Source organism: Cupriavidus sp. GA3-3, assembly GCF_000389805.1.
GTDB lineage: Bacteria > Pseudomonadota > Gammaproteobacteria > Burkholderiales > Burkholderiaceae > Cupriavidus > Cupriavidus necator_D.
This window is the reverse complement of sequence record NZ_KB944506.1, coordinates 22,767-43,711: the sequence shown is the minus strand read 5'-3', so window position 1 is coordinate 43,711 and position 20,945 is coordinate 22,767. Positions and strand designations below refer to the sequence as shown.

20 protein-coding genes are annotated in these 20,945 nt (G+C 68.4%); 10 read left to right on the top strand and 10 right to left on the bottom strand.

Going from position 1 to position 20,945, the window contains the following annotated elements; translation table 11 throughout:
- Positions 1 to 7: 7 nt before the first annotated feature.
- The gene (locus C265_RS30705) at positions 8 to 382 is read right to left on the bottom strand and encodes a hypothetical protein (RefSeq protein ID WP_010814047.1); all 375 of its coding nucleotides are present in this window, start codon (positions 380 to 382) and stop codon (positions 8 to 10) included.
- A 323-nt stretch (positions 383 to 705) separates the two neighbouring features.
- On the opposite strand from C265_RS30705, the gene C265_RS30700 reads away from it, so the two are divergent.
- Complete coding sequence (locus tag C265_RS30700) at positions 706 to 1,056, top strand: four-helix bundle copper-binding protein (RefSeq protein ID WP_010814048.1); 351 nt, start codon at positions 706 to 708, stop codon at positions 1,054 to 1,056.
- Here the strand turns inward: C265_RS30700 and C265_RS30695 are convergent.
- A complete protein-coding gene (locus tag C265_RS30695) occupies positions 1,053 to 1,943 on the bottom strand; it encodes a LysR family transcriptional regulator (RefSeq protein ID WP_010814049.1) in 891 nt (296 codons plus the stop codon). The two genes, C265_RS30700 and C265_RS30695, sit on opposite strands and share 4 nt — an antisense overlap.
- Positions 1,944 to 2,077: 134 nt before the next feature.
- Between C265_RS30695 and fumC the strand changes: the two genes are divergently transcribed.
- The gene (gene fumC, locus C265_RS30690) at positions 2,078 to 3,484 is read left to right on the top strand and encodes a class II fumarate hydratase (protein WP_010814050.1); all 1,407 of its coding nucleotides are present in this window, start codon (positions 2,078 to 2,080) and stop codon (positions 3,482 to 3,484) included.
- A gap of 72 nt (positions 3,485 to 3,556) precedes the next feature.
- On the opposite strand, the gene C265_RS30685 is transcribed toward fumC, so the two are convergent.
- Positions 3,557 to 4,327 carry a ferredoxin--NADP reductase gene (locus tag C265_RS30685; protein ID WP_010814051.1) on the bottom strand — a complete coding sequence of 257 codons (771 nt, stop codon included), beginning with the start codon at positions 4,325 to 4,327 and terminating at the stop codon, positions 3,557 to 3,559.
- A gap of 261 nt (positions 4,328 to 4,588) precedes the next feature.
- Here C265_RS30685 and C265_RS30680 point away from each other — a divergent pair, with 261 nt between their 5' ends.
- On the top strand, positions 4,589 to 5,338 hold the full coding sequence (locus C265_RS30680) for an SDR family oxidoreductase (RefSeq protein ID WP_010814052.1): 750 nt from the start codon (positions 4,589 to 4,591) through the stop codon (positions 5,336 to 5,338).
- Positions 5,339 to 5,361: 23 nt separating this feature from the next.
- Here the strand turns inward: C265_RS30680 and C265_RS30675 are convergent, their stop codons facing one another.
- Positions 5,362 to 5,700: a hypothetical protein gene (locus C265_RS30675; RefSeq protein ID WP_051398545.1), complete on the bottom strand. Its 339-nt coding sequence runs from the start codon at positions 5,698 to 5,700 to the stop codon at positions 5,362 to 5,364.
- 504 nt (positions 5,701 to 6,204) lie between these two features.
- On the opposite strand from C265_RS30675, the gene C265_RS30670 reads away from it, so the two are divergent.
- Both C265_RS30670 and C265_RS30665 read left to right on the top strand, forming a co-directional pair.
- Positions 6,205 to 7,134: a LysR family transcriptional regulator gene (locus tag C265_RS30670; RefSeq protein WP_010814054.1), complete on the top strand. Its 930-nt coding sequence runs from the start codon at positions 6,205 to 6,207 to the stop codon at positions 7,132 to 7,134.
- 82 nt (positions 7,135 to 7,216) lie between these two features.
- Positions 7,217 to 7,690 (top strand): aminoacyl-tRNA deacylase, encoded by a 474-nt coding sequence (locus tag C265_RS30665; protein WP_010814055.1) that lies wholly within the window; start codon positions 7,217 to 7,219, stop codon positions 7,688 to 7,690.
- A 99-nt stretch (positions 7,691 to 7,789) separates the two neighbouring features.
- Here the strand turns inward: C265_RS30665 and eutC are convergent, their stop codons facing one another.
- Together eutC and C265_RS30655 are read right to left on the bottom strand one after the other, a co-directional pair.
- Positions 7,790 to 8,575: an ethanolamine ammonia-lyase subunit EutC gene (gene eutC / locus C265_RS30660; protein WP_010814056.1), complete on the bottom strand. Its 786-nt coding sequence runs from the start codon at positions 8,573 to 8,575 to the stop codon at positions 7,790 to 7,792.
- Between the two features lie 10 nt (positions 8,576 to 8,585).
- Positions 8,586 to 9,968 (bottom strand): ethanolamine ammonia-lyase subunit EutB, encoded by a 1,383-nt coding sequence (locus tag C265_RS30655; protein WP_010814057.1) that lies wholly within the window; start codon positions 9,966 to 9,968, stop codon positions 8,586 to 8,588.
- Positions 9,969 to 10,172: 204 nt separating this feature from the next.
- On the opposite strand from C265_RS30655, the gene C265_RS30650 reads away from it, so the two are divergent.
- Entirely contained in the window at positions 10,173 to 11,210 is a 1,038-nt protein-coding gene (locus C265_RS30650; protein ID WP_010814058.1) for an AI-2E family transporter, read from the top strand.
- 45 nt (positions 11,211 to 11,255) lie between these two features.
- Here the strand turns inward: C265_RS30650 and C265_RS30645 are convergent, their stop codons facing one another.
- Positions 11,256 to 11,927, bottom strand: coding sequence for a FadR/GntR family transcriptional regulator (locus C265_RS30645; protein WP_010814059.1), 672 nt, complete (start codon positions 11,925 to 11,927; stop codon positions 11,256 to 11,258).
- A gap of 180 nt (positions 11,928 to 12,107) precedes the next feature.
- On the opposite strand from C265_RS30645, the gene C265_RS30640 reads away from it, so the two are divergent.
- The 4 genes from C265_RS30640 (at position 12,108) to C265_RS30625 (ending at position 16,825) form a co-directional block, all read left to right on the top strand.
- On the top strand, positions 12,108 to 12,890 hold the full coding sequence (locus tag C265_RS30640; protein WP_010814060.1) for a (Fe-S)-binding protein: 783 nt from the start codon (positions 12,108 to 12,110) through the stop codon (positions 12,888 to 12,890).
- On the top strand, positions 12,887 to 13,588 hold the full coding sequence (locus tag C265_RS30635; RefSeq protein WP_010814061.1) for an LUD domain-containing protein: 702 nt from the start codon (positions 12,887 to 12,889) through the stop codon (positions 13,586 to 13,588). Before C265_RS30640 ends, C265_RS30635 begins: the two co-directional genes overlap by 4 nt.
- Positions 13,585 to 15,030, top strand: a complete 1,446-nt coding sequence (locus tag C265_RS30630) for a LutB/LldF family L-lactate oxidation iron-sulfur protein (protein ID WP_010814062.1) — start codon at positions 13,585 to 13,587, stop codon at positions 15,028 to 15,030. The genes C265_RS30635 and C265_RS30630 overlap by 4 nt, the downstream gene beginning before the upstream one ends.
- Positions 15,031 to 15,124: 94 nt before the next feature.
- Positions 15,125 to 16,825, top strand: coding sequence for a lactate permease LctP family transporter (locus tag C265_RS30625; RefSeq protein WP_010814063.1), 1,701 nt, complete (start codon positions 15,125 to 15,127; stop codon positions 16,823 to 16,825).
- A gap of 73 nt (positions 16,826 to 16,898) precedes the next feature.
- On the opposite strand, the gene C265_RS30620 is transcribed toward C265_RS30625, so the two are convergent.
- The 3 genes from C265_RS30620 to C265_RS30610 all read right to left on the bottom strand — a co-directional run bounded on the left by C265_RS30620 (position 16,899) and on the right by C265_RS30610 (position 20,894).
- Positions 16,899 to 18,020, bottom strand: a complete 1,122-nt coding sequence (locus C265_RS30620) for a CaiB/BaiF CoA-transferase family protein (protein ID WP_010814064.1) — start codon at positions 18,018 to 18,020, stop codon at positions 16,899 to 16,901.
- 20 nt (positions 18,021 to 18,040) lie between these two features.
- A complete protein-coding gene (locus tag C265_RS30615) occupies positions 18,041 to 19,015 on the bottom strand; it encodes a tripartite tricarboxylate transporter substrate binding protein (RefSeq protein WP_010814065.1) in 975 nt (324 codons plus the stop codon).
- A gap of 82 nt (positions 19,016 to 19,097) precedes the next feature.
- Positions 19,098 to 20,894 carry an acyl-CoA dehydrogenase family protein gene (locus C265_RS30610; RefSeq protein WP_010814066.1) on the bottom strand — a complete coding sequence of 599 codons (1,797 nt, stop codon included), beginning with the start codon at positions 20,892 to 20,894 and terminating at the stop codon, positions 19,098 to 19,100.
- Between the last annotated feature and the right edge of the window lie 51 nt (positions 20,895 to 20,945).

Genomic DNA, 20,945 nt, shown 5'->3' with positions numbered 1-20,945 from the left:
CGGGGGCTCAGTGGATAGTGCCGCCGGGCTTGTCCGACGCCGCGCCGCCGGCCCCCTCGGGCTCGAACGGCACGTGGCGGCCATCGCTGGACTGGTAGCCCAGCTGCGCATCGGCGCCCAGCATCTTCTCCCACGCGATCATGGCCTGGGCCACCGCATCGGGCGCGCCCTTGAACACCACCACGTCGTTGCCGCAGCCGGGGCATTCGCCGCCGAACACGGCATCGATGCCGGGCAGGCCCGGCACGTCGAGCGCGTCGAATTGCGCGAACGCGGTCTTGCAGTGCCCGCAGACCAACTGGGCGGGGCGCAAGGCCTCGATCTTTGCGCGTGCCTGTGCCGCACGCTCCTCGGGGGTTCCCCGCCGTTTTGCCTCGCCCATGATGTGCCTTCCTTCCCCGTGCTGCCGGTGTGTGTTTGCATCGGCCCCGCCAGTGCGGCCGGACCCGTGCCTGTTAGATGCGCAATGCGGGCCGGTGGTGCCCGGCCATGGTCGCAGGTGACGGCGGCGCTGCGTGCGCGCCGTCGCCGATCTGCTGCGCTCAGTTGGCATTGTAACCAGCGGCGCGCAGCAAATACCGGGCCGACAGGAACCGGCAGCGCCTGCTATTGTGGATAACGATGCCTCGTGCGCGTGCGGATGCGCCGCTTCCGCCACCGTGGGCATGCTGGTCCCCATCCACCTACCCCGAAGGAGGACGTTCCATGATCCGACCCACCGTGCAGGAAAACGCCGCCCGCTACGCCGACTGCATTGCCGCCTGCAATGCCGCATCCGCTGCCGCACTCAAGTGCGCCGCGGCCTGCCTGGAAGAACAGGACGTGCGCAAGATGGCGCGCTGCATCGCGCTGGACATGGATTGCGCCGGCATCGCCCAGCTGGCCGCGTCCTATATGCTGCGCAACAGCGAGTTCGCGACGCTGGTGTGCGAAGACTGCGCCGAAGTCTGCAAGTGGTGCAAGGAGGAATGCGAGCACCATGACAACGAGCACTGCCAGGAATGCGCCCGCGCCTGCGCAGCCTGCATGGAGCAGTGCCTGAAGATGACGGCTTAGCGGTCCGCGCCCGATTCCTGCCGCCCCTGCGGCGGCTCGGCCAGTGCGACGAAGGCATCGATCAGCCTGGCGCCGCGCCGCTCGCGCAGGCAGTAGAGATACTCGTGCAGGCAGGGCGAGGCATCGGTGAAGCCCAGCACGCGCAGGTCCGGATGGCTCGGCACCTCGTGCCGGGCGATCACCGATACGCCCAGGTTGCGGATCACCGCCTCGCGGATCGACTCCCGGCTGCCGATCTCCATCTGCGCGGCGGGGCTCACGCGCGCCTGCGCCAGCATGTCTTCGGTTGCGATGCGCGTGGTCGACCCGAGCTCGCGCATCAGCAGGCGGCAGCCCGCCAGCGCACTGACGGCCACTTCGGTGTGCCCGGCCAGCGCATGGGTGCGATGCACCACCAGCATCAGCGGGTCCACGCCCAGCAGCACGCGCGACAGGCGCGCATCGTCCACCCGCTGCGACGAGGTGGCGATATCGACGCGGTATTCCTGCAGCGCTTCCAGCACCTCCTGCGAATTGCCCGTCACCACGCTGACATCGATGGCGGGAAAGCGCTCGCTGAAGCCGCGGATCAGCTCCAGCACATAGTAGGGCGCGGTCGCGCCCACGCGCAGGCTGCCGGTGCGCAGGTCGCCCGAATGGCGCAGGAAGAAGTCGATCTCGGTTTCCTGCTGCACCAGCGCCTCGACGCGCGGCAGCAATGCCAGCCCCGCGTCTGACAGCGCCAGGCGGCGCCCGCCGCGGTGGAACAGCTCGACCCCGTAGGCTTCTTCCAGCGCGCGGATCTGCGCGGTGATGGTGGGCTGCGACAGGCCCAGGCGCTTGGCGGCCTGCGTGACGCTGCCGATGCGGGCCACCATGAAGAAGGACTTGAGCTGGGCGATGAGCATGCGGCCGAGGGATGTCGCTAAGGGCAAGGCAAGGCGGCGGGCGCCTGGGCGCCGGCCGCGGTGAAGCGGTATTCTAATGGACTGCACCAAGCCACCCGGTCCAACCGTCCGCTGCCTTGCATAGGAGTCTGCCCATGTCTGACCCGTCCACCGCCGCCACCCGCATCGAGAAAGACAGCCTGGGCGACGTGCCCGTGCCCGCCGACCACCTGTGGGGCGCGCAGACCGAGCGCTCGCGCCAGAACTTCCGCATCGGCAACGAGAAAATGCCGCCGGCGCTGATCGAGGCCTTTGCCGTCCTGAAGCTGTGCGCGGCGCGCGCCAATGGCGAGCTTGGCGTGCTCAAGCCCGAACTGGCACACGCGATCGAACAGGCCGCGACCGAAGTCATCGAAGGCCGCTGGCCCGACGAGTTCCCGCTGTCGGTCTGGCAGACCGGATCCGGCACGCAGACCAACATGAACCTGAACGAGGTCATCGCGAACCGCGCGATTCAGTTGCTGGGCGGCAAGGTCGGCAGCAAGACGCCGGTGCATCCCAACGACCACGTCAACGCCAGCCAGTCCTCCAACGACAGCTTCCCCACCGCGATGCATATCGCCGCCACGCGCGCGATTCAGCAGCAACTGCTGCCGGCGCTGGAGCAGCTGCAGCAGACCTTCGCGCGCAAGGTGGAAGCCTTTGCCGATATCGTCAAGGTCGGCCGCACCCACCTGCAGGATGCGGTGCCGCTGACGCTGGGGCAGGAGTTCTCGGGCTACATGACGCAGGTGGCCGATGCGCAGTCGCGCCTGCAGCAGGCCATGCTGCGCGCGATGCCGGTGGCACAGGGCGGCACCGCGGTGGGCACCGGCCTGAACGCCCCGCACGGCTTCGCCGCGGCCTTCGCGCGCGCGCTGGCCGACTACACCGGCCTGCCGTTCGAGCCCGCGCCCAACCGCTATGCGCTGCAGGCCTCGCACGATGCGCTGGCCGACCTGTCCGGCGCGCTCAGCACCACGGCCTCGTCGTTCCTGAAGATCGCGCGCGACTTCATGCTGCTGGGCTCAGGCCCGCGCGCCGGCTTTGCCGAGCTGGTGCTGCCGGCCAACGAGCCAGGCTCATCGATCATGCCGGGCAAGGTCAACCCGACCCAGGCCGAGGCACTGGCGATGGTGTGCTGCCGCGTGATCGGCAACCACACCACGGTGACGCTGGCCAACGGGCTGGGCACGCTTGAGCTGAACGCCTACAAGCCAGTGATCATCTACAGCCTGCTGCAGTCGGTGAGCCTGCTGGCAGGGGCCGCGTCGAGCTTTGCCGAGCATATGGTCGAAGGCGTCGAGGCCGACCGCGAACGCATCGCCGAACTGCTGGAGCGTTCGCTGATGCCGGTGACCGCGCTCAATCCGCATATCGGCTACGACAAGGCCGCGGAGATCGCCAAGCTGGCGGTCAAGCGCAACCTGTCGCTGCGCGAGGCGGCGATCGCGTCCGGGCATGTCACTGAGGCGCAGTTTGCCGAGTGGATCGACCTGAAGGGGATGACGCGGGAGGTGTAGCGGGAGGTATAGCGGGGGTACAGCAGGGGTGCGCCCCGGCACGGAACCGATCCGCGCCGGGGCAGGCCGGCCTTAGCCGACGAAGGCCTTTTCCAGCACGAAATGGCCGGGATGGCTCATATTGCCTTCGGCAAAGCCGCGCTCTTCCAGGATGGCGCGGACGTCCTTGAGCATGTCAGGGCTGCCGCACAGCATGATGCGGTCGTTCTCCAGCGAGAACGGCTCCACGCCCAGGCGCTCGAACAGCTCGCCCGAGGCAATCAGGTCGGTGATGCGGCCGCGGTTGTCGAACTCTTCGCGCGTCACGGTCGGGAAGTACACCAGCTTTTCGCGCACCAGATCACCCAGGTGCTCGTGCTGCGGCAGGTGTTCCTGGATCAGCTCGCGGTAGGCCAGTTCTTCAACGAAGCGGCAGGTGTGGGTCAGCACGACCTTGTCGTAGCGCTCGTAGACCTCCGGATCGCGGATGATTGACAGGAACGGCGCCAGGCCGGTGCCGGTGGCCAGCAGCCACAGCGTCTTGCCGGGCAGCAGGTTGTCCACCAGCAGCGTGCCGGTCGGCTTCTTGCCGACGAAGATCTGGTCGCCCTCGCGCAGGTGCTGCAGGCGCGAGGTCAGCGGGCCGTCGGGCACCTTGATGCTGAAGAATTCCAGCGTTTCCTCATAGTTGGCACTGGCAATGCTGTAGGCGCGCAGCAGCGGGCGACCGTTCACCTCCAGCCCGACCATGGCGAACTGGCCATTTTCAAAGCGAAAACCAGGGTCGCGCGTGCAGGTAAAGCTGAAAAGGGTGTCGGTCCAGTGATGGACGGAGAGGATGGATTGCTGGTTCAGGTTGCTCATGGCGAAACGCGGGATACAGCGGCAGGATGCAGCGCCAAAGACGGCTGGAAAGGAAGAATCTTAACGCATGCTTGGGGGCGGCGCAGGCGGAGCCTGCAACGCCAGCGCGGGATTTCCGGGATGTGCATGCGGTGCGGCCTATGCGGCACGCCCGATATTGTTGATAAATTCCGTCTAATCAATTTGATTTCCACACATTTATCCAAAGACAGCCAACATCCAACATGAGGTCATCTTCCCTTTGCTCCCAAGGAAACTGCCATGACCTCCACCCCAGCTATCTCCCGCCGCGCCGCGCTCGTCACCGGCGCCTCCCGCGGCATCGGCCGCGCCATCGCGCTGCGGCTGGCCGCCGACGGCTTCGACGTGGCCATTGGCTACGCCGGCAGCGCCGCCCGGGCCGAAGAGACGGTGGCGGCGGCGCGCGAGGCCGGCAGCAATGCCATCGCCATCCAGGGCGAGGTGGCGCAGGCGCCAGACGTGGCACGCCTGTTCGACACCGCGCAGCAGGCCTTCGGCCGGCTCGACGTGGTCGTCAACAGCGCCGGCATCATGCAGATGGCGTCGGTCGCGCCCGCCAGCCTGGACGCCTTCGACCAGACCATCGCCACCAACCTGCGCGGCGCTTTCCTGGTGCTGGGCGAGGCCGCCGCACGGCTGGGCCAGGGCGGACGCATCATCGCGCTGTCGACCAGCGTGATCGCGCGTTCCTTGCCCGGTTACGGTCCCTATATCGCGGCCAAGGCAGGCGTGGAAGGGCTGGTGCGGGTCCTGGCCAACGAGCTGCGCGGGCGCGGCATCACCGCCAACGCGGTGGCGCCGGGGCCGGTCGCGACCGAGCTGTTCCTCGATGGCAAATCGGAAGAGCAGGTGGCGCAGCTGTCCAAAGTGGCGCCGCTGGAGCGGCTGGGCACGCCCGAGGACATTGCCGCGGCAGTGTCGTTCCTGGCCGGGCCGGATGGGGCGTGGATCAATGCGCAGGTGGTGCGGGTGAACGGGGGCTTTGCCTGAGCCGTTGCCCGCCGGGGCAGAAGTCAGCCCCCGGGCGCCGGCAAGGATAGTTCGCAGCGCTGGCGCGCCAGCGTGTCGCGCGAGTAGCCGTGGCGCACGCGCAGCTGGTGCTCTACGGCGTCGGCCTGGTCCAGGCAGGCGAACACCAGGTCGTCCTTTACGCGCTGCGAAACACCCTTCAGGCGCGGCGCTTCATACGCGACCTGGCGCGCACGGCAGCGCAGGAACAGCAGCGTTTCCTGCGAGGCGGTGATCAGCTGGTCGTGCTCGATCCGCTTGCATTCGACCAGGTCCTGGGCAGGGGCGCTGGCGCCGGCAAAGAGCAAAGGCAGGCACAGCCATCGACGCAACGAGCGGTGCATGGCAAACGGGGGGCGCAGTAGGCCAGTTGAAGGTCCGGCTCGCATCATTGCCCATCCCCGCGCACAGTGCAAGCCGCAGCGCACGCAATACCCTGTTGCGTTTGGGCGCCAGACGGGCCGCAGCCAGATTCAGTGTCCAGCCACATGGACAATCGCGCGCAAACCCCGATGGCTGCGTCGACCCGGCCGGTCCATGCTGCATCGCAGCACGATCAAGGGGTGGGCAGGTCCGGCGGATCGGCTACGCTTCGATGGCAAATGCGCCGCCGTGCGCGCCAGTTCACGCCCCAGACCGGCGGGCTTCCGCCCGGCCTTCCCCCACGCTGATCGGCGGCCAGTTGCTGGCGGTGCTGGTGGTGGTGATCCTGCAGCAATGCCGCGCCAGACCAGATACCTGCATCACGAGCATTGATGCGCACCCCGCGGTGCTATGCCGCGGGACGCCGCCAAGAGCATGGCAATATACGGGGGCCGTAATCGCCCCCCTCTTTCGTTGATCACCCCATGGACCTGAACGCCCTGCGCCTGTTCGTCGACATCGTCGATGCGGGCAACCTGAGCGCGGCCGCGCGCAAGCTCAAGATGACGCGCGCCAATGTCAGCTACCGGCTCAAGGCGCTCGAAGAAGAGCTGGGCGTGCAGCTGCTGCGCCGGACCACGCGCCATGTCGAGCCGACTCCGGTCGGTGCCGGCTTGTACGAGCACGGCCGCAACATCCTGGGCGAGGTAGCCGCCGCCAATGCGCTGATCAGCAATATGGGCAAGAGCCTGAAGGGCCATGTGCGGCTCTCGGTGCCTACTGGCCTGGGCCATTCACTGCTGTCGCCGCTGCTGGTGCTGTTCAAGCAGCGCTATCCCGACATCACGCTCGACGTGGTCTTCGACAACCGTGTGCACAACCTGGTGTCCGAGGACGTCGAAGTGGCCCTGCGCATCATCTCCACCCCGCCGGATTCAGTGGTCGCCACCGAGATCGGCGAAGTCGACTGGATCGTGTGCGCGTCGCCAGCCTACCTGGCCGGCCACCTGGCGCCGCAAGCGCTGTCCGAGCTGCAGGGGCATGCGTTCGTGTGCGCGTCGCCCGAGGGGCAGAAGCTCAAGGCAACGGGCATCCGGCACAGTGGCGGCGGCGACGGCGGTGAGATCCGTGAGCAGGTGGTGCTGGAGCCAACGCTCACCTCCGAGAACTTTGCCTTCCTGAAAGAGGCGGTGCTGGCGGGCCTGGGCATCGGCATCTTCCCGATCTATGCGATCGGCGCGGAACTGGACAGCGGCGCCCTGGTGCCGCTGCTGTGCGACTACCGCATCAGCGTGTTCGGCAGCAAGCTCTACATGCTGACCATGCCCAACCGCTACCAGACGCTGGCGACGCGCTACCTGCTGAACTTCCTGAAGACCGAACTGCAGGCAGTGTGGCCGCGGCTGCACCGCTAGCGGTGCCTCCGGCAGCGGTCGCCACGGACTATAGTAGGAGCACAAGGATAACCGTCGGCGCATCCGCACCTGAGGAGCTACCATGGCCCTGGCTAGCACGCTTGCAAGCTGCCTGAGCAGCAAGAACACCCAGTACGACATCATCCGCCACCCTTATACCCTCAGCAGCATGGCCACTGCCGAGGCAGCGCATGTTCCCGGGGACCGGCTGGCCAAGACGCTGTTGCTGGAGGATGACCGCGGCTATGTGGCTGCCGTGATTCCTTCAAGCCACCATCTGCACATGGCCGCCATCTGCGAACAGACCGGGCGCAACCTGGTGCTGGCGCATGAGGACGAGATCCGCGAGATCTTCAAGGATTGCGACCTCGGCGCGATCCCGCCGGTGGCGATGGCCTACGGCATGCAGACCTATGTGGACGACAGCCTGATGGCGCAGCCCGACGTGTATTTCGAAGGCGGCGACCACCAGGAACTGGTGCACATGAGCGGCGAGCAGTTCTCGAAGTTGATGTCGGACGCTGGGCACGGGCAGTTTTCGCGCCGCATGATGTAAGCGGCGCCTTTTATTGGCCACTGGACGGCCGCCACGCGGGTTGCTAACCCGCGTGGTGGCCGTTTTGCTGCTGGCGGGCGGGTGAGCGAGGGAGACGCTTCAGCCTTCAGGCAACGCCGGCACGCTGTCGTCCTTCAGGTCCACGCCCGAGCGGCCCAAAGCCGCCGCGCCGCGCAGCAGGAAGGCCAGCCGGTCGGCGGCCTGCGCATACGGCAGGCCTTCGGGGCGCACGTTGGAGATGCAGTTGCGCTCGGCATCGGTGCGGCCCGTGCGCGGCGCATGGGTCAGGTAGATGCCAAGGCTGTCGGGCGAACTCAGGCCCGGCCGTTCGCCGATCAGCATCACCACCTGGCGCGCGCCCAGCAGCTCGCCGATCTCGTCGCCCAACGCCACGCGCGACTGCTCGGCCACCACCACCGGGCCGATGCGCCATGTCAGCGGCAGGCGCGGGCGGGTGGCATCGAGCAACGGCAGCGCGTGCGTCTGCGTGGCCAGCGCGGACAGACCGTCGGCAACCACGAACACCACATCGGGCGCCTCGCCAGGGCGTGCCGCGGCCAGCCGCGCGCGGCTGGCATCGTCCAGGCGCCGGCCCAGGTCTGGGCGCCGCAGGTAGTGCGCGCGGTCCGGCGCGGCGCTGTGCACGGCAAGGTTCGGCACCCCCGCCGCATCCAGCGCCGCGGTGACCGCGCCCACGTCCAGCGGCAGGTGCACCGCATCGCGCGCCTGCGCATGGGCCAGCCCGAAGGCCAGCACCGCATCGGTGGTCTGGCTGTGGCCGGTACGGCCCAGCGCTACACGCGCGCGCGTGAACTGGCGCAGGCGTTGCCAGGGATCGGCATCGGTGTTGGCAGGATCGGCGGGAGGCGGGCGTCTGGCCGTCATCGGCTGTACCTTACAGGCTGTGGGCCATCTGCAGCAGCGGCTGGCGCGCGGCGGGCTCGAGCAGCCTGCCGCTGGCATCGGCAATGCCCATGCGCTGCAGCCAGGCCTCGAACTCCGGCGCGGGGCGCAGCCCCAGCACCTCGCGCAGGTACAGCGCATCGTGGAACGAAGTGCTCTGGTAGTTGAGCATGATGTCGTCGGCGCCGGGCACGCCCATGATGAAATTGATTCCGGCCACGCCGAACAGCGTCAGCAGCGTGTCCATGTCGTCCTGGTCGGCCTCGGCATGGTTGGTGTAGCAGACGTCGCAGCCCATCGGCACCCCCATCAGCTTGCCGCAGAAGTGGTCTTCCAGACCGGCGCGGATGATCTGCTTGCCGTCGTACAGGTATTCGGGACCGATAAAGCCCACCACCGTATTGACCAGCAGCGGCGCGAACGCGCGCGCCACCGCGTAGGCGCGCGCCTCCATGGTCTGCTGGTCGACGCCGTGGTGCGCATTGGCCGACAGCGCGCTGCCCTGCCCGGTCTCGAAGTACATCAGGTTGTCGCCAACGGTGCCGCGCGCCAGCGCCTGCGCGGCGTCGTGCGCCTCGGCCAGCAGCGCCAGGCTGATGCCGAAGGCCGCATTGGCGCGCTCGCTGCCGGCCACCGACTGGAACACCAGATCCACCGGCGCGCCCTGCCCGATCGCGCGCAGGGTATTGGTGACGTGGGTCAGCACGCAGGATTGCGTGGGGATGTCGAAGCGGCTGCGCAGCTCGTCGATCATGCGCAGCAGCGAGACAATGGCGCCCAGGTTGTCCGAAGCCGGGTTGACGCCGATGGTGGCATCGCCGCAGCCATAGAGCAGCCCGTCGATGATCGACGCGGCAATGCCCTTGGGATCGTCGGTCGGGTGGTTGGGCTGCAGCCGCACCGAGAGCCGGCCCGGCAGCCCCACCGTGCTGCGAAAGCGCGTCACCACCTGGCACTTGCGCGCCACCGCCACCAGGTCCTGGTTGCGCATCAGCTTGCTGACCGCGGCGGCCATCTCCGGGGTGATGCCCGGCGCCACCCGCGCCAGCATGGCGCTGTCGGTTTCATGCAGCAGCAGCCAGTTGCGCAGGTCGCCCACGGTAGTGGCGCCGATGGCGGCAAAGGCCGCGCCATCGTGCCGGTCCAGGATCAGGCGCGTGACCTCGTCGTCCTCGTACGGCACCAGCGCCTCGGTCAGGAACTGCTTGAGCGGCACCTCGGCCAGCGCCAGCCGCGCGGCCATCCGCTCCTGCTCGCTGGCCGCGGCAACGCCCGCCAGCGCGTCGCCGGAACGCGCCGGGCTGGCCCGGGCCAGTAGCGTGCGCAGGTCGGCAAAGACGTGGCGGTGGGTACCGATGGTGTGGGTGTAGGCCATGCGTTCCGTTCCTGGACTCTGGAGAAAACGATGACAGCGGTGCGCCGGGCGCCTTGCCGGGCGCGATTCCCCCTAATATAGACAGCCTTTGCGTGTGCCGTGATGCCAACATCGCCTCAGCGCACACGGCCTGACTCAGGAACAACATCTGGATCGGCGAGAATCCAGAATAAATTTTGAGCAAATTGCATGCCGGAGACCCCGATGAAAGACCCAGACCCGACCGCCACCCCGCGCCTGCTGCCGGCCGCGTGGTACAGCGTCGGCACCGTCGCCTACCTGCTGACCGCCCTGGCGCTGTGGACCGTGCTCCACGCCAACCTGGTGGCGGCATTGCTGTCCGGCCTGCTGCTGTACTCGCTGGTGGACGTGCTGGCGCCGCGCCTGCAGCGCCTGCACCAGCGCCACGACGCCCTGGCCGTGGCCATCCTGTCGGCGCTGATCCTGCTGGGGCTGACGCTGGCGGGCTGGCTGCTGGTGCGCTTTGTCAGTGGCGAAGGCAATACCCTGGACGGGCTGCTCAACCATGTGGCCGACATCATCGACCGCTCGCGCGGGCAGATGCCGCCGTGGCTTAGCGATGCGCTGCCCAAGGGCGTGGACGAGCTGGCCAACACGCTGATCGAGACGCTGCGCGAGCATGCCGCGATGGCGCAGAAGCTGGGCGCCGAGGTGCTGCGCACGCTGGTGCATATCCTGATCGGGCTGGTGATCGGCGCGATGGTGGCGCTGTACCGCGCGGTGGTTCGGCCCAATCGCCGGCCGCTGGCCGCGGCGCTGGTGGCGCGCGCACGCACGCTGCAGCAGGCGTTCTCGCAGTTCATCTTCGCGCAGATCCAGATCTCCACCATCAACACCGTGCTGACGGCGATCTACCTGCTGCTGATGCTGCCGCTCTTTGGTGTGCACCTGCCGCTGACCAAGACGCTGGTGGTGATCACCTTCGTTGCCGGGCTGCTGCCGGTGCTGGGCAACCTGATTTCCAATACGGCCATCGTGGTGGCCTCGCTGTCGGTGTCGCTGCCGATCGCGGTGGCGTCGCTGGTGTTCCTGGTGGTGATCCACAAGCTGGAGTACTTCCTGAACGCGCGCATCATCGGTGCGCGCATCCAGGCCGCGGCGTGGGAACTGCTAATGGTGATGCTGCTGATGGAAACGCTGTTCGGCATCCCGGGCGTGATCGCCGGACCTATCTTCTATGCCTACCTGAAGCGGGAGCTGGCCGGCGCCGGACTGATCTGAGTGCCGCAGCCGGCTCGCCGTGGCGGTGGTAGGACCAATGCCTGCTCAGGCGCCGTCCTGCTCCACCCGGCTGCGCACGAAGTCGATATGGGTCTGCATGGCGGTGCGCGCCTCTTCCGGGCGGCGCGCGCAAATCGCATCGCACAGCGTGCGATGCTGCAGCAGCAACAGGTCTGACGCGCCGTCGTCCTGTTCGCGCAGGCCGGTGCCATTGATGGTGATGTGCTCGCGCAGCATGCCGATCACGCTGGTATGCAGGTGCAGGAACATGGTGTTGTGCGAGGCCTGGGCAATGGCGTCGTGCAGCTGCGCATCGGCATCGGCCTCTGCCTGCTTGTCGTCGGCGGCGCGCGCGCGTTCCAGCTCGGCCATCAGGGCGCGGATCCGCTTCACGTCAGCGGCATCCGCGCGCAGCGCCGCAAAATACGCGGTCGCGCCCTCCAGCACGCGGCGGAACTCCAGGATGTCGTCGCGCAGCGCGGGGTGGTCGGCCACCAGCTGGCCCCAGGGCGAGGCAATGCCGGCGCGCAGCTGGTCGGTGGCGTAGACCCCGGCACCGCGCCGGCTCTGCAGCAGGCCGCGCGCGGCCAGGCGCTGGATCGCCTCGCGCACGGTGTTGCGCGCCACCTCGTATTGCCCGGCCAGCACCCGCTCGGCCGGCAGCCGCGTGCCGGGCGGCCAGGTGCCGTCGAGCAGCGCGGTCTCGATCCGGCGCATGACCGACTCCACGCGTCCGCGGGTGCGCCCGTGCCTTGCTGCCGCTGCCGTCATGCCGTGTGTCCTCGCTCCTGAGCTTGCGCGCGTCGTCGGGCAGATTGGTCCAACCAATTTGTACCGCCGCGCGGAAGCGGGAATTATGCGCCGAAACGTGCGACCCCAGCACGTCCGGAGCGAGACATGAAGGATCGTCAGTACCCCACCGGCCCTGCCCCCACGCAGGCCTACCTGTTTGCCACCTGCCTGGTCGACATGTTCGTGCCGCAGGCCGGCCTCGACGCCGTGCGGTTGCTTGAACGCGAAGGGCTCACCGTGCACTTCCCGCGCGGCCAGAGTTGCTGCGGCCAGCCCGCCTACAGCAGCGGCAACCCCGACGCGGCCCGTGCGGTGGCGCGCGCCCAACTCGACCTGTTCAGCCAGCCCTGGCCGGTGATCGTGCCATCGGGCTCATGCGCGGGCATGATGCGCCACCACTGGCCGCAGCTCTTTGCCGACGATCCGGTGGCCGGCCCCAAGGCACTGGAACTGGCCGGACGCATCTATGAACTGGGCGAATTCCTGCTGCATGTGCTGAAGGTGGACTTTGGCGATGCCGCAGCGGCGGGCCAGGCGCAGGAGCGCATCGTGCTGCATACCTCGTGCGGCGCCCGTCGAGAAATGGGTACGCGCCAGCACGGCGTGGCCCTGGTCGACGCGCTGCCGGGCGTGACCCGCGTGGAGCATGAACGCGAGTCCGAGTGCTGCGGCTTCGGCGGCACCTTCTCGCTCAAGCATCCCGATATCTCCGGCGCCATGGTGCGCGACAAGGTGGCCTCGGCCTGCGCCACCGGTTGCGACCGGCTGGTCTCGGCCGACTGCGGCTGCCTGCTCAATATCGGCCATACCGCGGCGCATGACCGCGCCCCGCTGCAGGTGGAGCACCTGGCCACCTTCCTATGGCGCCGTAGCGGAGGTGCCGCATGAGCACGCCCGGCGCCCGCGAACGCATGCTCGGCCGGCTGCGCGCCGCCGCGCCTGCACCGTCCCCAGGCACCGCGGAACTCGACCGCCGCATCGACGGCCATTTCGAGGCACGCCGCCATGGCACGCCAGCCGTTGGCGAACTGGCCGGCGCGATGCAGGCGGCACTGCAAGGGCTGCATGCCGAGGTCTGGTGCGCCAGCGAAGCGGCCTGGCCGGCATTGCTGGCCACTGAGCTGGCCAATGCCGGCGTGAAGCGCCTGCTGCTTGATCCCGCCAGCCAGGCCGGTGCCGCACTGGCGGCCGCCTTGCCGGCCCACATCGAAGCCATCGGCTACGACCGCCCGATCGAAGCGTGGAAGGCGGAGCTGTTCGACACCATCGATGCCGGCTTCACCGTGGCGCGCTCCGGCATTGCCGCCACCGGCACGCTGGTGGTCGCGCCCGATGCGGGCTCGCCACGCACGGTGTCGCTGGTGCCGCCGCTGCATGTCGCGCTGGTGCGCGCCTCGACGCTGCACGCCGACCTGCATATGGCCGTGCGCACCGAGCGCTGGTCCGACGGCATGCCGGCCAACCTGGTGCTGATCTCCGGCCCCTCCAAGACCTCCGACATCCAGCAGACGCTGGCCTACGGCGCGCATGGTCCGCGCCGGCTGTGGGTCGTGATCGAGACCGACACTGCGGAGGCCGGGCAATGAGCCAGCACGCACTGAATTTTGTTCCGCCGCAGGACTTCAAGGCACGCGCCCGCGAAGCGCTGGACGATCCCAAGCTGCGCCAGAGTTTCCGCGGCGCGATGGACTTCCTGCAGGGCAAGCGCCTGGCGCAGTTCCCCGACGCGGATGAGCTGGAACGCTTGCGCGACCTGGGCGAGGCGGTGCGCCAGCACGCGCTGGCCAACCTGCCGGACCTGCTGGTGCAGCTGGAGGCAAAGCTCACCGCCGCCGGCGTGCAGGTGCACTGGGCCGAGAACGCCGACGAAGCCAACGCGATCATCCACCGCATCGCGGCATCGAAGCAGGCGCAGCGCGTGATCAAGGGCAAGTCGATGGCCAGCGAGGAGATCGAGCTGAACCATTACCTGGCCGAGCGCGGCGTGGACTGCATCGAGTCGGACATGGGCGAGTACATCGTCCAGCTGGCCGGCGAAAAGCCCTCGCATATCGTGATGCCGGCGATCCACAAGACCAAGGGCGATATCGCGCAGCTGTTCCAGGCGCATATCCCCGACACGCCCTATACCGAGGATGTCGACGCGCTGATCCAGACCGGCCGCCGTGCGCTGCGCCAGGCCTTTGTCGAAGCGGATATCGGCTTGTCCGGCGTGAACTTCGCAGCCGCGGACACCGGCACGCTGTGGCTGGTGGAGAACGAAGGCAACGGCCGGCTTTCCACCACCGTGCCCGACGTGCATATCGCCATCATGGGCATGGAGAAGGTCGTGGCCCGGCTGGAGCATATCGTGCCGCTGTCCACGCTGCTGACGCGCTCGGCCACCGGGCAGGCCATCACCACCTACTTCAACCTGATCTCCGGGCCGCGCCGCGCCGGCGAGCGCGACGGCCCGCGCGAGGTCCACCTGGTGCTGCTCGACAACGGCCGCACCCAGGCCTATGCCGACACGCAGCTGCGCGCCACGCTGCAATGCATCCGCTGCGGCGCATGCATGAACCACTGCCCGGTCTACACGCGCATCGGCGGCCACGCCTACGGCACGACCTATCCCGGCCCCATCGGCAAGATCATCTCGCCGCACCTGCTGGGGCTGGACGCCACCGCCGACCTGGCCACCGCCTCGAGCCTGTGCGGCGCCTGCGGCGAAGTTTGCCCGGTGCGCATTCCGATTCCGCAATTGCTGGTGCGCCTGCGCACCGAGGCCAACCGTGATCCCGCAGAGCAGGTCGTCAACCCGCTGCGCGGCCAAGGCGCCAAGTACAGCCGCGGCGAGCACCTGGTGTGGCGTTTCTGGAGCGGCGCGTATTCGCACCCGGCGACGTACCGGCTGTTCCGCTGGGCCGCCACGCGGCTGCGCGCGCTGACGCCGTCGAAGCAGATGGGATGGACGCAGCACCGCACGCCGCTGAAGCCGGCGGCGAAGAGCCTGGCGGACTTGCTGAAGGAGAAGGGGCAGCCGGAGTAATCCGTCATCACGGGCGCGAGCGGAACCGCTCGCGGCTGTGTTCACCAACAAAACAAAGATTTCCCGAAACACCACCGAAGCAGGAGACTAAACCGTGCAACCCTGGACCCAACTCTATACACCGCTGGGCAGCCTGTGGCTGTCGTCGCTGGCGGCAGCCATTCCCATACTGTTCTTCTTCATTGCGCTGGCCGTCTGGCGCATGAAGGGCCATGTCGCCGCGGCCGTGACGCTGCTATTGGCGCTGGCCGTGGCGATCTTCGCCTACGGCATGCCTGCGCAGCAGGCGCTGGCCTCGGCCGGCTTCGGCTTTGCCTATGGGCTGTGGCCGATTGCATGGATCATCGTGACCGCGGTGTTCCTCTACAAGATCGTGGTCAAGACCGGCCAGTTCGACGTGATCCGCGCCTCGGTGCTGTCGATTACCGACGACCAGCGCCTGCAGATGCTGCTGATCGGCTTTGCCTTCGGCGCCTTTCTGGAAGGCGCGGCGGGCTTCGGCGCGCCGGTGGCGATCACCGCGGCGCTGCTGGTGGGCCTGGGCTTCAACCCGCTGTATGCGGCGGGCCTGTGCCTGATCGCCAATACCGCGCCGGTGGCGTTCGGCGCGATGGGCATCCCCATCATCGTGGCCGGTCAGGTCACGGGCATCGATCCCTTCCATATCGGCGCCATGGCCGGCCGCCAGCTGCCGCTGCTGTCACTGCTGGTGCCGTTCTGGCTGGTGTTCATGATGGACGGCGCCAAGGGCGTGCGCGAGACGTGGCCAGCGGCGCTGGTGTGCGGCGGCAGCTTTGCCGTGACGCAGTACTTCACCTCCAACCATATCGGGCCCGAACTGCCGGACATCACTTCGGCACTGGTCAGCCTGGTGTCGCTGGCCGCGTTCCTGAAGGTATGGCAGCCGCGCAGCGCGTCGCAGCGTGCCGGCGGCAATGTCAGCGGCGGCACCGTCGCGCTGGCTGGCTTCGGCGGCGGCTTCGGCGGTGCGATGTCCAGCCGCAAGGCTTCGCCCTACACCCTGGCGCAGACGCTGCGCGCGTGGGCGCCGTTCGGCATCCTGACCGCCATCGTCACGGTGTGGAGCCTGCAGCCGTTCAAGGCGCTGTTCGCGGCCAATGGCGCGCTGGCGGGAACGGTGCTGAAGTTCAAGATCCCCGGGCTGGACCAGATGGTGATCAAGGCCGCGCCGATCGTGGCCACGCCCAAGGCCTATGACGCGGTGCTGAAGCTCGACCTGCTCTCCGCCGTCGGCACCGCCATCCTGCTGACCGCTCTGATCTCGGCGGTGCTGCTGCGCATGAAGCCGCGCACGCTGCTGGCCACCTTTGCCGAGACCCTGGTGGAACTGGCGCGCCCGGTGCTGTCGATCGGCCTGGTGCTGGCATTCGCCTTTGTCGCCAACTACTCCGGCATGTCGTCGACACTGGCGCTGCTGCTGGCCGGCACCGGCGCGGCCTTCCCGTTCTTCTCGCCGTTCCTGGGCTGGCTGGGGGTGTTCCTGACCGGTTCGGACACTTCGTCCAATGCGCTGTTCTGCGCGCTGCAGAACACCACGGCGCATCAGATCGGCGTGTCGGACACGCTGCTGGTCGCCGCCAACACCACCGGCGGCGTCACGGCCAAGATGATCTCGCCGCAATCGATCGCCGTGGCCTGCGCGGCGACCGGGCTGGTGGGCAAGGAGTCGGAGCTGTTCCGCTTCACGGTCAAGCACAGCCTGCTGTTTGCCGTGATCATCGGCATCATGACGGTGGTGCAGGCTTACCTGTTGCCGGGGATGATCCCGGGGTGATGAGCTAGCCGGAATCAATGAAGAAAGGCGGCCATATGGCCGCCTTTTCGTTTGCCGCGCGGCAACGTCGCGTCTAATCCAGGAACTCGTCCCCTTCGGTGAGCGGCGCATACCGGTACGTCGCCGGCGTCCGGCTCAGCTTGACCGGCGCACCCAGCCCTTTGTAGCCACCCTCCATCTCCACCACCATCTCGCGGTACTGCGTATGCGGATGCTGCAAGGCGTCGGCCACGGACAGCACCGGCGCGCAGGGCACGCCCGCGGCCACCAGCTCGTCGGCCAGCACCTTGCCATTGAACTCGCACAGCCTGGCTTCCAGTTCCGCCTTCAGCGCCACGCGGTTCACCGAGCGCGCGCCCGCCGTGGCATAGCGCTCGTCATCGGCCAGTGCAGGCAGCCGCAGGTGCTCGCACAGGATGCGGAACTGCCGGTCGTTGCCCACCGCCAGGAAGATCGGGTCGGTGGCGGTCGCCACCGTGTCGTACGGGTAGATGTTGGGATGCGCATTGCCGGTGCGCTGCGGCGTCTTGCCGCTCATGAACCAGTTGGCCGCATGCGGATGCAGCAGCGACAGGCCGGAGTCATAGAGCGCGGCCTCGACGAACTGGCCGCGCCCGCTGCGCGCGCGCTCCTGCAGTGCCAGCAGCACGCCGATCACGGCGTTCAGGCCGGTCACCATGTCCACCACCGGCAAACCCACGCGCAGCGGATCGCCATCGGCCTCGCCGTTGATGCTCATGATGCCGGACATGGCCTGGATGGCGGCGTCGTAGCCGGGCAGGCCGCCCAGCGGGCCATCCGCGCCGAAGCCGGACACGCGGCAATGGACCAGCCGCGGGAAGCGCGCGGACAGCGTGTCGTAGCCCAGCCCCCACTTCTCCATGGTGCCGGTCTTGAAGTTCTCGACCAGCACGTCGGCCTCGGCCAGCAGCGCAAGCAGGACTTCACGATCCGCCTCGGCGGTCAGGTCCAGCCGCATCACGCGCTTGTTGCGGTTCAGGCCGAAGTAGTAAGAGGCCACGCCGTCCTTGAACGGCGGCCCCCAGGTGCGGGTGTCGTCGCCCTGCGGCGGTTCGATCTTGAGCACGTCGGCGCCGTGGTCGCCCAGGATCTGGCCGCAGTACGGGCCGCCCAGGATGCGCGACAGGTCGACCACGCGGATGCCGGCGAGCGCGCCGGGGCTGGTTTGGGTCATGGCTGGTTTTCCTGTGCGGTTCAGTCAAGCTGGGCGCCGGACTTCTGCACCACGGCGCGCCACTTGCCGACCTCGGCCTTGACGAAGCCGCCAAGCTGCTCGGGCGTGGTCGACGGCGCGAACTCCAGGCCCTGCGCCTGCAGGGTCTTGCGCACCTCGGGCTGCTTGAGCGCATCGGCAAAGGCACGGTTGAGCTTGCCGATCACTTCGGGCGGCGTGCCGGCGGGCGCGACCACGCCGAAGAACACCGATACATCGAAACCTGGCACGCCCTGCTCGGCCACGGTCGGCACATCCGGCAGCGCCTGCGAGCGCGCCTTGGTGGTGACGCCCAGTGCGCGCACCTTGCCGCTCTTGATGAAGGGCATCGCGGTCAGCACATCGGTGAAGGTCATGCTGACCTGCCCGCCCAGCAGGTCGTTCAGCGCGGGACCGGTGCCCTTGTACGGGATGTGCTGGAAATCGGTGCCGGTGACGTTGTTGAACAGCACCCCCGCCAGGTGCGACGAGGCGCCGTTGCCGGACGAGGCATAGGTCAGCTTGCCCGGGTGCGCCTTGCCATAGGCGATCAGCTCCGCGACGTTCTTCGCCGGCACGGACGGGTTGACCACCAGTACATTGGGCAGCTGGCCGATCTGGATCACCGGCGCGAAGCTCTTGACCGGGTCGTAGTTGATCTTGCGGTACAGGCTGACGTTGATCGCCAGCGGCGCCGAGGTGCCGAACATCAGCGTGTAGCCGTCGGGCTCGGCGCGCGCCACCACCTCGGCACCGATGTTGCCGCCGGCGCCGGCGCGGTTTTCCACCACCACCGGCTGGCCAAGGCTGGTCTTGAGCGCAGCGGCAAGCGTGCGCGCCATGGCATCGGTGGGGCCGCCCGGCGGGTAGGTGACGACCATCATGATCGGCTTGGACGGAAAGTCCTTCTGCGCGAAGGCGGGGGCGATAAAGAGCGAGCAGGCGGCGATGGCCGCTACGCGGTGCCAGAGTTTCATGGCGTTGTCTCCTGGGTATAGGACGTCTCCCGCCTCGGGGCAGGATGGTTTTGCGGGGGATTGGTGCCGGACGTGGATCCGGTCAGAACACGTTGACCTGGTCGACCGCGCCGGCGGCACGCACGGTGCCGTCAACCGGCGCGACGGTCTCGGCCAGCCATTCGGGCTCGGCCTGCGCGGCCAGCGGGTCCTGCGGCAGCACGCGATGGCGCAGCACCAGTTGCGCCAGCCGCATGCGGCGCACCGAGCCGATGCGCCCGGCCTCCCAGGCCATCGCCACCGCGCTGGTGACGTGGTACAGCGCCGAGGCCGCCTGGCGCGCCATCAGTTCGCCGTCGGCGCCGGCATCGGCGGCTTGCGCGGCCAGATTCGCAGCGGCGGCGATGGCGCGTTCGAACACGGCACGCGCCGCCGCATGCATCGGCGTATCGGCCAGCAGGCCAGCCAGGTGTGCCTGCAGCACCGGCAGCGCGCCTTCGCGGCGGACCGCGCGCAGCACGTCGAGCGCAACGATATTGCTGGTGCCCTCCCAGATCGAGCCAAGGTGGGCGTCGCGCACCAGGCGCGGATCGCTCCATTCCTCGATATAGCCGCAGCCGCCGCGGATCTCCATGGCGTCGCCGGTGACCTTGCGCGCATCGCGGCAGGCGCGGAACTTGATCAGCGGCGTCAGGATGCGCATCAGCGGGTAGGCGTCGGCCTCGCCGGCATCTGCGCGGCGCAGCGCTTCGGCGGTCTGGAACACCATGGTGCGCGCCTGCTCGGTGGGCAGGGTCAGCTTGAGCAGCTGGCGGCGCATCAGCGGCATGTCCTGCAGGCGCTTGCCGAACGCCTGGCGCTCGCGTGCGATGAACAGGCCCTCGGTCAGCGCGCGGCGCATCAGGCCGGCGGCGCGCACGCCGTTGGACAGGCGCGAGTTGTTGATCATGTCGGCCATCTGCACGAAGCCGCGGCCGGGTTCGCCGACCAGCCAGGCATGCGCGCCTTCCAGCCGGATCTCGCCGCTGGCCATCGAGCGCGTGCCCAGCTTGTCCTTCAGGCGGATGATGCGGTAGTGGTTGTCGCTGCCATCGGCCAGCTTGCGCGGCAGCAGGAACAGCGACACGCCCTTGTGGCCCGGCACGGCGTTGCCGGCCTCATCCTCCACGCGCGCCAGCACCATCGCCAGCGCGGCATCGGGGTTGGAGCAGAACCACTTGTCGCCCAGCAGGCGCCAGCCGCCCTCGGCCGAAGCGTCGCGCACCGCGCGGGTGGCAGTGGCGGCGACGTCGGAGCCGGCGCCCTGCTCGGTCATGAACATCGCGCCCTGGTGCAGATCATCGAACACCTGGGTGGTCAGGTTGGGCAGGTAGCGCCCGACCAGCGCCGGGTCGCCGAACTTGCGCAGCGTGCGCGTCAGCGAATCGGTCATCGAGAGCGGGCAGCACAGGCCGAACTCGGCCTGCACAAACAGATATGTGAGTGCATACTTAGCCGCTGGCGGCATGGGCTTGTCCCAGCCCAGCACCCCGCCGCGGTGCGACGCCGCCGCCAGGCCGAATTCGGCAAAGGCCACGCGCTCCATCTCCACATAGGCCGGATGCTTGTCGATGCGCTGCGCATCCACGCCCGCGCGGGTACGGTAGGTGAGTTCGGGGGGATGGCGGTCGGCCACGCCGGCCAGTTCGTCGAGCACGCCGCCGGCCAGCGCACCCATGCGCTCCAGGTGCGGCAGCAGGTGGTTGAACAGGTCGGGCGGCAGGTAGAGCGGCAGCAGCGCGCGCAGGTCGGGGTCGGCGGCAAACAGGCTGCCGCCCTGGCGGTCCGGTACCGGGTGGGCAGCGGCCGGTGCGGCGCAAGGGGCTTGAAGTGTGGTGTCGCGCACGGCGCTGGATGGCATGGCGGGTCTCCTGGGATTGGACGGTGCCGGCTTGCGGCCCCTTTGACCTCC

What these genes read in the sequence shown, in the direction of transcription:
- C265_RS30610 (WP_010814066.1), bottom strand. Translation starts at nt 20,894, where the DNA reads ATGCCATCCAGCGCCGTGCGCGACACCACACTTCAAGCCCCTTGCGCC.
- C265_RS30700 (WP_010814048.1), top strand. Translation starts at nt 706, where the DNA reads ATGATCCGACCCACCGTGCAGGAAAACGCCGCCCGCTACGCCGACTGC.
- C265_RS30675 (WP_051398545.1), bottom strand. Translation starts at nt 5,700, where the DNA reads ATGCACCGCTCGTTGCGTCGATGGCTGTGCCTGCCTTTGCTCTTTGCC.
- C265_RS30695 (WP_010814049.1), bottom strand. Translation starts at nt 1,943, where the DNA reads ATGCTCATCGCCCAGCTCAAGTCCTTCTTCATGGTGGCCCGCATCGGC.
- C265_RS30685 (WP_010814051.1), bottom strand. Translation starts at nt 4,327, where the DNA reads ATGAGCAACCTGAACCAGCAATCCATCCTCTCCGTCCATCACTGGACC.
- C265_RS30680 (WP_010814052.1), top strand. Translation starts at nt 4,589, where the DNA reads ATGACCTCCACCCCAGCTATCTCCCGCCGCGCCGCGCTCGTCACCGGC.
- C265_RS30645 (WP_010814059.1), bottom strand. Translation starts at nt 11,927, where the DNA reads ATGCGCCGGATCGAGACCGCGCTGCTCGACGGCACCTGGCCGCCCGGC.
- C265_RS30620 (WP_010814064.1), bottom strand. Translation starts at nt 18,020, where the DNA reads ATGACCCAAACCAGCCCCGGCGCGCTCGCCGGCATCCGCGTGGTCGAC.
- fumC (WP_010814050.1), top strand. Translation starts at nt 2,078, where the DNA reads ATGTCTGACCCGTCCACCGCCGCCACCCGCATCGAGAAAGACAGCCTG.
- C265_RS30705 (WP_010814047.1), bottom strand. Translation starts at nt 382, where the DNA reads ATGGGCGAGGCAAAACGGCGGGGAACCCCCGAGGAGCGTGCGGCACAG.
- C265_RS30650 (WP_010814058.1), top strand. Translation starts at nt 10,173, where the DNA reads ATGAAAGACCCAGACCCGACCGCCACCCCGCGCCTGCTGCCGGCCGCG.
- C265_RS30635 (WP_010814061.1), top strand. Translation starts at nt 12,887, where the DNA reads ATGAGCACGCCCGGCGCCCGCGAACGCATGCTCGGCCGGCTGCGCGCC.
- C265_RS30670 (WP_010814054.1), top strand. Translation starts at nt 6,205, where the DNA reads ATGGACCTGAACGCCCTGCGCCTGTTCGTCGACATCGTCGATGCGGGC.
- C265_RS30630 (WP_010814062.1), top strand. Translation starts at nt 13,585, where the DNA reads ATGAGCCAGCACGCACTGAATTTTGTTCCGCCGCAGGACTTCAAGGCA.
- C265_RS30655 (WP_010814057.1), bottom strand. Translation starts at nt 9,968, where the DNA reads ATGGCCTACACCCACACCATCGGTACCCACCGCCACGTCTTTGCCGAC.
- C265_RS30615 (WP_010814065.1), bottom strand. Translation starts at nt 19,015, where the DNA reads ATGAAACTCTGGCACCGCGTAGCGGCCATCGCCGCCTGCTCGCTCTTT.
- C265_RS30640 (WP_010814060.1), top strand. Translation starts at nt 12,108, where the DNA reads ATGAAGGATCGTCAGTACCCCACCGGCCCTGCCCCCACGCAGGCCTAC.
- eutC (WP_010814056.1), bottom strand. Translation starts at nt 8,575, where the DNA reads ATGACGGCCAGACGCCCGCCTCCCGCCGATCCTGCCAACACCGATGCC.
- C265_RS30665 (WP_010814055.1), top strand. Translation starts at nt 7,217, where the DNA reads ATGGCCCTGGCTAGCACGCTTGCAAGCTGCCTGAGCAGCAAGAACACC.